At 42.9% G+C, this 11,341-nt stretch carries 9 protein-coding genes and 1 other annotated feature; of the genes, 3 read left to right on the plus strand and 6 right to left on the minus strand.

The genetic code is table 11. The annotated features are described in order from the left end of the window. Positions 1-99: 99 nt before the first annotated feature. A complete protein-coding gene (locus tag ACZ42W_RS18790; protein ID WP_464166792.1) occupies positions 100-1,530 on the minus strand; it encodes an NAD(P)/FAD-dependent oxidoreductase in 1,431 nt (476 codons plus the stop codon). A 257-nt stretch (positions 1,531-1,787) separates the two neighbouring features. On the opposite strand from ACZ42W_RS18790, the gene ACZ42W_RS18795 reads away from it, so the two are divergent. Both ACZ42W_RS18795 and ACZ42W_RS18800 read left to right on the plus strand, forming a co-directional pair. Beyond that, positions 1,788-3,080, plus strand: a complete 1,293-nt coding sequence (locus ACZ42W_RS18795; RefSeq protein WP_464166793.1) for a Y-family DNA polymerase — start codon at positions 1,788-1,790, stop codon at positions 3,078-3,080. Between the two features lie 53 nt (positions 3,081-3,133). Beyond that, positions 3,134-3,394: a hypothetical protein gene (locus ACZ42W_RS18800; protein ID WP_464166794.1), complete on the plus strand. Its 261-nt coding sequence runs from the start codon at positions 3,134-3,136 to the stop codon at positions 3,392-3,394. A 6-nt stretch (positions 3,395-3,400) separates the two neighbouring features. On the opposite strand, the gene ACZ42W_RS18805 is transcribed toward ACZ42W_RS18800, so the two are convergent. From ACZ42W_RS18805 to ACZ42W_RS18815, 3 genes are read right to left on the minus strand one after another with little or no spacing between them, the layout of a single operon-like run. After that, a complete protein-coding gene (locus ACZ42W_RS18805) occupies positions 3,401-4,573 on the minus strand; it encodes a DegT/DnrJ/EryC1/StrS family aminotransferase (RefSeq protein WP_464171087.1) in 1,173 nt (390 codons plus the stop codon). A gap of 58 nt (positions 4,574-4,631) precedes the next feature. Next, entirely contained in the window at positions 4,632-5,753 is a 1,122-nt protein-coding gene (locus tag ACZ42W_RS18810) for a DegT/DnrJ/EryC1/StrS family aminotransferase (protein ID WP_464166795.1), read from the minus strand. Between the two features lie 22 nt (positions 5,754-5,775). Beyond that, positions 5,776-6,546, minus strand: a complete 771-nt coding sequence (locus ACZ42W_RS18815; RefSeq protein ID WP_464166796.1) for a DeoR/GlpR family DNA-binding transcription regulator — start codon at positions 6,544-6,546, stop codon at positions 5,776-5,778. 556 nt (positions 6,547-7,102) lie between these two features. Here ACZ42W_RS18815 and ACZ42W_RS18820 point away from each other — a divergent pair. Continuing rightward, positions 7,103-8,335, plus strand: a complete 1,233-nt coding sequence (locus ACZ42W_RS18820) for an IS110 family RNA-guided transposase (protein WP_464166797.1) — start codon at positions 7,103-7,105, stop codon at positions 8,333-8,335. 401 nt (positions 8,336-8,736) lie between these two features. On the opposite strand, the gene ACZ42W_RS18825 is transcribed toward ACZ42W_RS18820, so the two are convergent. Together ACZ42W_RS18825 and ACZ42W_RS18830 are read right to left on the minus strand one after the other, a co-directional pair. Next, entirely contained in the window at positions 8,737-9,849 is a 1,113-nt protein-coding gene (locus tag ACZ42W_RS18825; protein WP_464166798.1) for a bifunctional 3-deoxy-7-phosphoheptulonate synthase/chorismate mutase, read from the minus strand. Between the two features lie 178 nt (positions 9,850-10,027). After that, positions 10,028-10,279: a binding site (T-box leader), on the minus strand. Positions 10,280-10,450: 171 nt separating this feature from the next. Beyond that, on the minus strand, positions 10,451-11,332 hold the full coding sequence (locus ACZ42W_RS18830; RefSeq protein ID WP_464166799.1) for an electron transfer flavoprotein subunit beta/FixA family protein: 882 nt from the start codon (positions 11,330-11,332) through the stop codon (positions 10,451-10,453). Between the last annotated feature and the right edge of the window lie 9 nt (positions 11,333-11,341).

Below are 11,341 nucleotides of genomic sequence, written 5' to 3' on the forward strand. Positions count from 1 at the left end.
GAGTAGCTTTTCATAATTACTCTATATAAAATCAGGAGGCATCCTTATCATAGGGATGCCTCCTTTTGTTCTCAGCAACTTTATTTAGTTTACATCATATCAAACTTCCCCAATAATATCCCGAGCAATGACTATCCCACAAGCTTCGGCTTGAGCTAGACCGCGAGTTACCCCTGCTCCATCTCCACCTGCGTAGAGTCCTTCAATCTCCGTTTCGAAATTATTTTTGAGTTTTGGACGTGAAGAATAGAATTTTGCTTCCACACCATAGAGCAACGTATGCTCCGAAGCAATACCCGGGGTAACCTTATCCAGAGCTTCCATCATTTCAATGATGCTCTTCATGGTAGAGTAAGGAAGAACCAGCCCTAAGTTACCAGGAACCGCTTCTTTTAAGGTCGGTTCAACAAAGCTTTCACTGACGCGCTTTTCCGTGGAACGGCGACCCTTCAGAATATCCCCGAACGTTTGAACCAAGACACTCCCATTCGATAAGTCGTTCGCAAGTCGGGAAATCGCTTTCGCATATTCTGTTGGTTTATTGAACGGATAAGAGAAGTTATGAGAAACCAGCAAAGCAAAGTTGGTATTGTTACTTCCCAAGTTCTTATCATTATAAGCATGACCATTAGCGAGCATTACTCCGGTATGATTCTCAATGACGACATGCCCAGAAGGATTACTGCAGAAGCTTCTTACAGTCGTTCCGACAGAGGTCCGAAAGAGGAATTTACCTTCATATAAATTCTCATTAATATCTTCCATAATCGTATCGAGTGTCTCCACACGAACTCCTACATCAACCTGGTTACTTGTCATTTCGAGCTTATATTTCTTTAGGACATCGCGGAACCATTCTGAACCATCCCGACCAGGAACTACGACAACCTTGGGCGCGTAATACTCCTGATCCTTACTGGTCCGAATCCCACTAACTCGAAGTTTTCCTTCCTCTTCATTGGCTATGATATCTGCGACTTCTGATTCGTAAACCATATCTACTTTATCCTTAAGAAACTCAAAGATGTCCTTGAGGATTTCAAGATTTTGCTCCGTCCCGAGATGGCGAACCTGAGCTCTAAGCAGCTTCAGACCTGCACCTAGGCCTCTTTTTTCAATATCCTTTACTGCGGGAGTATTCGGATTAGTTAAAACCGGGGTTGCTCCATGCCTTAAGTTAATATCGTCAACATACTTGATCAGATTCAAGACTTCAGAAGGTGGCAGATATTCTGTCATCCATCCCCCAAACTCTGTTGTAATATTAAACTTTCCATCTGAATACGCTCCGGCACCACCAAAACCATTAGTGATGGAACAGGCGGGATTACAACTTGCAAACTCTCTTTGCTTATTCGGAGGGGGGCATTTGGAAAGCGTCTTTTTGAGAATAGGACAACTTCGTTTATAAATGTCACGCCCTTTATCGATCAAAAGAACCGATAATTGAGGCGCTTTTGACACTAATTCATAACAGGTATAAATACCAGCCGGCCCTGCACCGACCACTATAACATCATATTTTTTCAAGGTTTCAACCTCCTTCTAAAAAACCACACCACAAACGACTAAACTATACCCTAAGTTCGAGATTATTTCAATAGCATTTCCGAACATTCTCTAAAAAAATACCTTTTTCGTTTGGATTATGCCTCTTTATCCCGTGTTCAAAGGCATTCGACAATGCTAAGAACAAAATACCTTATTTTAGAATATGCGTTTCCATTGATAAAGAACGTATATTCGCATATAATATAAAATAATACGAACACAAGAGAACTTCACCCATGCTATTTCTAAATCAATCTTCCATGGCGGTGATTAAGTTGGGGGCACGCACTATATTCCATATCGATGTAAATTCCGCTTACCTCTCCTGGGAAGCCGTCCACCGTCTACAGCACGGAGATTCCTTGGACCTAAGAACGATTCCTTCCGTGGTGGGGGGAGACCCCTTAACCCGACATGGTATCGTCCTCGCTAAGTCTATTCCAGCTAAGAAGTACAATATTCAAACAGGCGAAACTTTGTTCTCTGCAACCTCAAAATGTCCTAACCTAGTCATTGCCAAGCCAAATTATCTTCTGTTTCGCCAATGTAGCCAAGCATTAGGAGCTATCTTAAAAGAGTATTCCCCCTTAATTCAGCAGTTCTCCGTCGATGAATACTTCCTGGACTTTACCTCTATGGACCAGCTCTTTGGAGATCCCTTAGAAACTGCTTATAAGATTAAGAACCGAATTAGAGGCGAGCTTGGCTTCACTGTAAATATCGGGATTTCGTCAAATAAGCTTCTCGCCAAAATGGCTTCTGAACTCGAAAAACCCGATAAGGTCCACACCCTATTTCCCGAGGAGATTCCCACGAAAATGTGGCCTTTACCTATCGAAGAACTCTTTATGGTGGGAAGGGCAACCTCTCGAAAACTCCTGTCCCGAAATATTAAAACGATTGGCGAACTGGCTCAAACAGATCCTAAACTTTTAAGGATGAGCCTAAAAAGCCACGGTAGTCTCATCTGGAACTACGCCCACGGAATCGAACATTCTCCCGTCAAACCGGGTGGAAGTATTCAAGTTAAAGGCATGGGAAACTCTACAACCTTGCCCTTCGATGTTGAAGATCGCAAAGAGGCTCAACTCGTCCTGCTCTCTCTCATCGAAACCGTAGCCACCCGCTTAAGACAGGGGCAATATTCTGCCCAACTTGTAGCGATTTCCTTTCGGACAAATGAGTTTCTCTCCTACTCCCATCAGCGAAAAATTTCCCACGCTACCGACTGTACGAATGAAATCTGGGAAGTCGCTTGTCAACTCTTTGACGAATTATGGAGAGGTCAACCTCTAAGGCACATCGGAGCTCGCGTTTCAGAGTTTTGCCAAAATGACTTCGTTCAGCTTTCCCTATTTGAAAAAGATTATGAGAAAGAACGAAAAGTGGATCGGGCAGTTGATACGATCCGGGAACGATTTGGCTCAAGCGCCATCATACGCTCTTCCTATCTCCAGTCCGGATTGAAATCTATGACAGGGGGAGTCGTCGCGGAAGAGGAATATCCTATGATGACGAGTTTGCTTTAAGAATTCACTTTTAGACGAATATAGCCAATAGCTTAAAGGGGGGAATGTTCAAAGTGAAGATTATTATGCAACCCATTGAGATGGTCGCTCGTTTTAGCGAAGGCGGAATTCCTCGGCCGGTTAAATATAAAGCGACCTTTGAAGGCGTTCCCGTTATCATTACCATTGACAAGATTCTCTTAAAAACCGAGGAAAAGCTCGCTGGGAATCGTATGATCATTTTCCGCTGCCAGAGCATCATCAACGGACTTCTTAAAGTCTTCGAGTTAAAATATGAGTTAAATACGTGCAAATGGTTTTTATTTAAAATTTAATTTCCTCTAAACCCTTTCGATACACTCAATAAGCTCTTTTGCCACATATTCCGCATCATCGACGGACAGCTTCGAATAAAGCGGCAATGTAATCTCATTGGCATACTGAGCATGCGCATTGGGATAATCTTCGAGTCTATAACCAAGGTTCCTATACAGCGTAAACATGGGTAGTGGCTTGAAATGCACATTCGTGGCGATCTCTTTTTCGCCCATCCTTTGTATTACACGGTTCCTTCGTTCTTCAGTAAAGCCCTTCAGTCTTAATGTATATAAATGATAGTTTGTTTCTATTTCATCATCTTTTTCAAAAGGAAGTATCGCCCATTCTTTCGTACCAAGAATGGTACTGTACACCTCATGGAGTTCCGCTCTTTTTCTTAACATCTCGTCATACCGTCGAAGTTGAACACGTCCGATTGCTGCCATAATATCGGTCATATTACATTTGAAACCATCGGTTAAGATATCATATTCCCAAGCTCCCGCTTGCATTTTTGAAAAGGCATCCTTAGTTTGGCCTTGTAAGGAAGTATATTTAAATTCCTTATATAAGTCTTCCTTGCCATGAAAACGATTGTCGTTATAAGTTATTGCTCCTCCTTCTGCCGTCGTCAGATTCTTTATGGCATGAAAAGAGAAGACATGAAAATCCATCTGTCCTCCAACCTTCTGCCCCTTATACGTCGCTCCAAAAGAGTGTGCGGAATCAGAAATCAGGGTAATATCTTCACGATCTTTTGCCTTTAGGACTTTCCTTATAGCATCATAATCAACAGGCACTCCCGCTATGTCAACTGACATAATCGCTTTCGTTTTCGGAGTAATTGCTTCATAAATTTTTTGCTCATCAATTAAAAAACTATCTTTTTTAACATCCACGAACGTTGGTCTTATTCCGCGATGAACAATTACATTTGAGGTTGAGGCATAGGTGTAAGGCGTCGTTATGACTTCATCACCTTCACCAATACCCAAGACCTTTAAAATGAGTTCCATACCTGCCGTTGCACTATTTAAAGCAACGGCATGCTGAGTGTCACTGTAATCTGCTAACTCTTGCTCAAATCGGGCAGTAGTAGGCCCTGATGTAATCCATCCAGACCTCAGAACTTCTGAAACGGCAGCAATCTCTTCCTCAGTAATATCAGGTGGTGAAAAGGGTATTTTCTTAATCATCATCAAGCTCCTCCCATTTTAAAAAAATCAGCAACCAGATGCTTTTTTACAGTGACGGTTAGCTAAGGTAAAATGACTTAATCGTTTCACATATATACTCGACTTCATATGTCCTCATTTCAGGATAGATTGGAAGCGCAATGATCTCACTTGCTACCCTTTCAGCAATCGGGAAGTCCCCTTTTTTATATCCTAAATCCTCAAAACACGCCTGTACATGAAGCGGACGAGGATAATAAATACTATATCCTATTTCGTTCTTAGCTAAATACGCTGCTAGTTCATCCCTATTCTCAACCAATAGGTTAAACACATAGTAGACTGACTTCTGCTCTCCTCTAACTTTAGGAAACCTTATATTTTTACAGTCACTTAAGCTTTCCATATACTGCTTGGCAATCTTTTCTCTCTTACTTATTGCATCATCAATATACTTCAATTTGACTAATAATACCGCCGCCTGGAGGGTATCCAAACGCGAATTATACCCGACATTATCATAAAAGTATTTCTTTGAAGCACCATGTACCCTATACTGTTTCGCTTTTTGAGCAAGTTCTTCGTTATTCGTAATTATCATTCCCCCATCACCATAACCCCCGAGAGTTTTGGTCGGGAAAAACGAAAATACTCCAAAGTCACCGATCGTTCCTGAATGTTTATATTGGCTTCCCTTACCCTTCCATCTCATACCAAAGGCTTCAGCCGCGTCTTCTAACACCCTGAGTTGATGCTCAGCTGCAATATCCATGATTCTATCCATATCTGCCATCTGATTGAACAAGTGTATAGGAAGGATTCCGATTGTATTTTTGTTTATCTTTTCCTCGATCTTATTCACATCAATAGCGAAGGTCTCTTCATCAATATCCACGAAAACAGGACGTCCTTTATGCTTTGTGATACACGAGGCTGAGGCCAGAAACGTAAATGGGGAAGTTATAACCTCTTTTCCGTCCTTAAACCCGAGAATATCTGCCGCTATGGTCAGTGCATCCGTTCCAGATGCTACTCCAACTGCATATTTCGCCTGGCAATACTCTTTGATTTCGTTCTCAAGTTGAGCGACTTGTTCACCAAGGATAAAATTCCCCTTTTCGAGAACGGACTGAATCGCACGATTGAATTCATCCTTTTTCTCAAGGTACTCTCTTTGTGACTCATAAAAATTGACTCTCATAATCATCCAACCTTCTTTCTCATTAATTTTCTTTTGCGATTAAGACTTTAACACCCAACTGTTGGATTTTCTCAATTTCTTCATCTGGTGCTTCCCAATCTGTAATGAGAACATCCAAATCTTCCAAATCAATCGTTTTTGAAAAAAATTCTGTCCCTACCTTATCAAAGTTCGCAAGGCATATTGTTTGACGCGAAACTTCCGCTACCGTTCTTTGGAAAATAGCACCTTCCGGGGTTGAACTACTCAGTCCATGTTTCGCAGAAATTCCTCCCCCCGTCAAAAAAGCCGTATCTATCCTTAACGTTCTTATAAATTCAGTCGCTAAAGCATCCACGATCCCTTCCTCACTTTTAACTTTTCCACAGACGATATACGTTTCAATGTTACTGTGATCTTTAAGTTTCTCCGCAATGATAAGTGAATTTGTAATTACTGTATAGTTCCGATCGACAGGAAGATATTTCAGCAAGATATAATGGATGCTAGCCCCACCTAAAAATAACGTGTCACCCTGCTCGATGTATGATACGGCTAGCTTAGCCACAGCATTTTGATGCTCTGTTCCCTCACTATATCTGATTCGGTCATCCATCGGAAATCGTCTAACCTTTGATAAAGGCACAGCTCCTCCATGCGTTCTTTTTAGAAGACCGTTTTCCTCCATGGTTGTCAGGTCCCTACGAATGGTATCTATGGAAACCTGAAATTCTTCCGCAAGTTCCTTGGCAAATACCCTTCCCGTGGATCTTACCTTGAAAAGGATACGCTCATGACGTTCCTCAGCAAACATACACTATACTCCTCGTATAATAATATTTGTTCCTAGCTCCTCGAGTCCTTTAGATTGGAACGGGGAGCTTTTAAATTGAACCCGTTTCAACTGGAAATTTCCTTAAGCAATAAGGTGCGCGCAGTATAACGCATACCCCATGCAGTCGTCGAAGGTGTGTGGGGCGTGCCGTTGTGGGAAAGCTCTTTTAACACTACCCCAAATTGCTTTTCCACATTAAGGCACACACGCATGCCTTACTTTAAGATTCTTAATCTCAGAAAAGTATTTAATTTTGCTGGCTTTACAGGCACAATGAAACCGTAAGGTTACATTCTGGGAAGGTATTTTACTCCTTGAGGCTTGACCTCTTGAAAAGTCTGACCCCCAGCCCACATCTTGAGCTTTTAACGCGAAGGTTGCGCAACTTGATGGTCCTCCTTTCGATAGTAGCAGGTCGTCTGGATCAAAGGTTCCTACAAGAAAGTGCTGATTCGGCGAGGTTGTTGAACGGTTGTGGTGCCTGGTGCCCAGCAGTAATTTTTACATACTTCCACTAGAAAGGGAGGTGATTTCTATGAGTTTATTTGTTGGCATTGATGTCAGTTCTAAAGATTTTAAAGTAAAAGTGATGAATGATCGGGGCGATGAAGTTTCCAAGCGTTTTCATGCTTCTAATGATCGTTTAGGTGTCGAATCTCTGGCTTCATACTTAGTTAATGCTTGTAAGACTAATTCCGAAGATCGCCTTGTTATTGGTATGGAGGCTACTTCTGTCTACAGCTGGCATATCCAGATGTTTTTGGCCGAAGAACCAAGCATCGCTCCCTTTAACCCACAAATCTATTCTTTTAATCCTAAAATCGTGAGCAAGTTTAAAGAATCCTATTTGGATTTGCCTAAGAACGATTGGGTTGATGCTTGGATTATTGCAGATCGTTTAAGATTTGGACGTCTTCCGGAGAATTGCCAAGTTGATTTTCGTTTCTTACCCCTTCAGAGATTAACCCGCTTTCGCTGTCACTTAGTAGAAACTATTACCCGGGAGAAAAATTACTTCTTAACGAACTTGTTTTTAAAATTTAGTACTTTAGCTCAAGGCGAGGTCTTTAGCAACACTTTTGGGGCTACTTCTGAATCCCTTATTCTTGAATTTTTCTCTCCTGAGGAAATTGCGGCTCGACCGCTTGATGAATTAATTGAGTTCCTCGTGGACAAAGGGAAAAGCAAGTTTAAGGATCCAGAAGGGACTGCTACTGCACTTAAGGAAGCAGCACGCAAAGCACATCGTCTTCGGGGTAATTTACTTCAACCCCTAAATCTGATTCTAGCGACAAGCTTCGAAACCATTAGAACGTTACAACTCCAACTCAAGAAAATTGATAAGGCAATTGAAGCTGAGCTTGAACATTTTCCTAACACCCTCACTTCTATTCCAGGTGTTGGTCCAGTCTTTACTGCTGGTATTATTGCTGAAATTGCTGATATTCGGCGCTTCCCTAATGAAGCTGCTTTAGCTAAATATGCAGGTCTAACTTGGAAAACTCATCAATCGGGTGATTTTACAGCCGATGACACCCCTTTAAGCAACTCTGGTAACCGCTACCTCCGGTCTTATTTTGTCCAAGCAGCTAATATGGTTCGGTTGAACGAGCCAGAGTACAAAGCTTTCTACTCTCGTAAATTCAATGAAAGTAAAACCCATCATCATCGCCGTGCTTTAGTGCTCACTGCACGTAAACTCGTACGTATGGTTGATGCTCTGCTACGCACTAACCAAATCTACCAGCCGAAAGGTAATTGGGGGTGAGAGCGATTCAATAGTCCAAAAGTCTAAATCCCATTTTTGTAACTTGTTTCCATATCGCTTTGGAAATGGGTAGATTTTTTATTGCCTTTTTTAGGACAACTGGCTACTAGAAAAGTTTGACCATATATTTTATGGTCTTGACATATTACCGAAGGACTTTTTTGTTATCTATCTGTAGAATATCACTTTTATGCAGTTTTGCAAAGCATTATCTGCATTTTTTTGCCGTTTATTGCTGTTTTAGAACTGGCAATTGGAAGATTGCAATAAGTAAGATATAAATAGTATTCGCCGTCCATTCATTTGATATCTGCCGACTAAAATTTGAGATTACCCAAATTAGCAAATAACCGAAAGGGAACCGTTAACTTACGACAAGTTAGCGGTTCCCCTTTTTGCGCTTACATCACTAGCTCAGATTCCTGACCTCCCTTATTTTTCAGTTGCAAACGTATCGAATAATCAAAAATCGTAGGATAAATTGCCCTTAGCAATTCAGGCGGACAATCTACTTCTAAAGCCCATTTTTGAAGCTTTTGCAAAATTTCCGTTTCCCTTTTCCCGTCCCGAATATGATCCACCTTCTTATAACTTCCTATCTCCCTAGCCGTATGCATTCGTTCCGCTAAGAGGTGTACAATGTCTTGATCGATATGATCGATTCGTTCCCTGAGTTGTTCAAGACCCCTCTCCTCCTTAGGACAGACGAAATTCCGCTTAACACTCTTCGCTACCGTCTGAAGTTCTGAAGCCAGCTGCGCGAATTGCTCCGGTGTGAGAGATTGCGCTCCATCACTTTGTGCTTCGGCTGGGTTGGGATGCATCTCAATAAGAAGTCCATCCGCTCCTCCAGCAATAGCTGCCTTTGCTAGCGAAGGGATTAGGTCGGCTCTTCCAGCTGCGTGACTGGGATCTACAATCACCGGGAGATGGGAAAGTTCCTTCGCCAAGCTAACTGCACTTAAGTCCAAAGTATTTCGAGTGCTAGGTTCAAAGGTTCGGATTCCTCGTTCACAAAGGATGACCTCTGAATTCCCTCCGGCCAAGATATACTCTGCCGCAAGCAACCATTCTTCGATGGTTGCCGAGAGTCCTCTCTTTAAAATGACTGGTTTTCTAATTTCTCCTAACACTTTGAGAAGATGGAAATTCTGCATGTTCCTTGAGCCGATTTGAAGGATATCTACCTTATCTATAAGCACTTCTAATCCATGCTCATCCATGACCTCTGTGACACAGAGCAACCCGTATTCCGCTGCAGCCTCTACCAGATACTCAACACCCTCTTCTCCAAGTCCCTGAAAACTATAGGGTGAAGTGCGCGGTTTATATACCCCGCCTCTTAGAACTCTTCCTCCGGCTGCTTTAACAGCCTTCGCAGCTGCTCGCATCTGTTCCCTCGACTCCACCGCACAAGGACCACCCATTAAAATAACATCTCTACCTCCGACCGTGGTGTCCTGTACCTTAATTTCACTTCGTTCACCCTTTAATCCAACCAATGGTAAATTCATAACAAAATCCCCCTTATATAACATAATAGTCCACGGCTGTCCCTTCTCTGGGACGAAAGCCGTGGACTTCCGCGTTACCACCCAATTTGGCCGATTGGCCCTCCTCATTTAAAGTACAGGATTACGCCCTTTTCCTCATCGAGTTGGAACGAGATAAAAAATAAAAACTTCTCGCCCCTGCAGGGACGAGAAGTCAATCTCGCGTTACCACCCAACTTAGCCAATAAAGGCTCTCTCGAAAAGGTACAGGACAATCCGATACCTCCTTCTTTTTAACGGTGAAGAACCGTCCAAGCCTACTTAGGAACCTGTTCAGCCGGCAGCTCAGGAGGGAACTTCAACTATTTACACTATAGAAGAGCTTTCAGTCGGCGGCTCTTCCTCCCTGGGAAAGTGACCATAGCTTACTTTTCTCCGTCATCGCTTTTATAGGAAATGATGAATTTAAACTATTATATCCTATTTCCAAAGGATTTGCAACTGTCTTAGGACAGAATTTTCAGTGACTGTTATATTTATAGAGGGATAATTCCTGTAACCACAGCTGCAAATGTCAGGAGTGAAAGAAGGTGGAAGTCTTGGGTTGATTCCTCTATTCGCTTCAAGGTAATACAATTATTTTTTCATCCTTTAAAAATTGTACAATTTGCTTAACAACTTCGCCCGCTTCACCCTCCAGAAGTTCACCACTTTTCTTTTTGGATATTCCACCTGACATAAGCTGGCGCATCCTCTCAGCTGGCGATAGATTGCTATCCGGTGCAAAGGTTTTCTTGGGGCGAGGCCGTGGTGGCGTATAGCCGTGGAATTGGGTAAGGGATCCTTTGACCCCAAGTTGTTCCCGCCGTAAGCCTAGATCACTTGCTTGCCTAACCTCAATTTCCTGACGCATAGCGGCGATAACGTCGGGCAACGATGCATAACGTGGGGAATTAATCCCCTCCGTCACCCCGATAACCGCCGGTAATGTGCTTTCAATGACCTCACGATCCCCTCGCTCAAGCTTTCGGTGGAGGGTCATTCCCTGGTTTGCAACCCTCTCCAAGCGGGTGACTCCGGAAACAAACGGCAATCCTAATATTTCCGCCAAGGTCGCGGCTACTTGTCCATGCCCTCCGTCGAGTGTTTGACTGCCGGTGAGTATAAGATCATATTCCATTTTTTTAAGGGCCTGGGCTAAGGTATTCGCCGTTGCAAAGGAGTCCCCTCCGTCAAAGGCTTGATCCTTGAGCAAAACAGCGTGGTCAGCGCCCATGGCCAAGCAGGATCGCAGCGTTTCCTCCGCTTGAGACAGCCCCAAAGTGAGGACAGTTACTTCTCCTCCCCTTTGTTCCTTAAGCTGTACCGCTGCCTCCATAGCACAGAGGTCATCCGGGTTAGCCATATAAACTAAGCCATCCTCGATAATGTTCTTCCCGTCCTGTTCGATATCTATGGGTACCTTGGTATCAGGAACCTGTTTGATACAAACGATGATCTTCATGACGACCTC

It is taken from the genome of Desulfitobacterium elongatum (genome assembly GCF_055378975.1).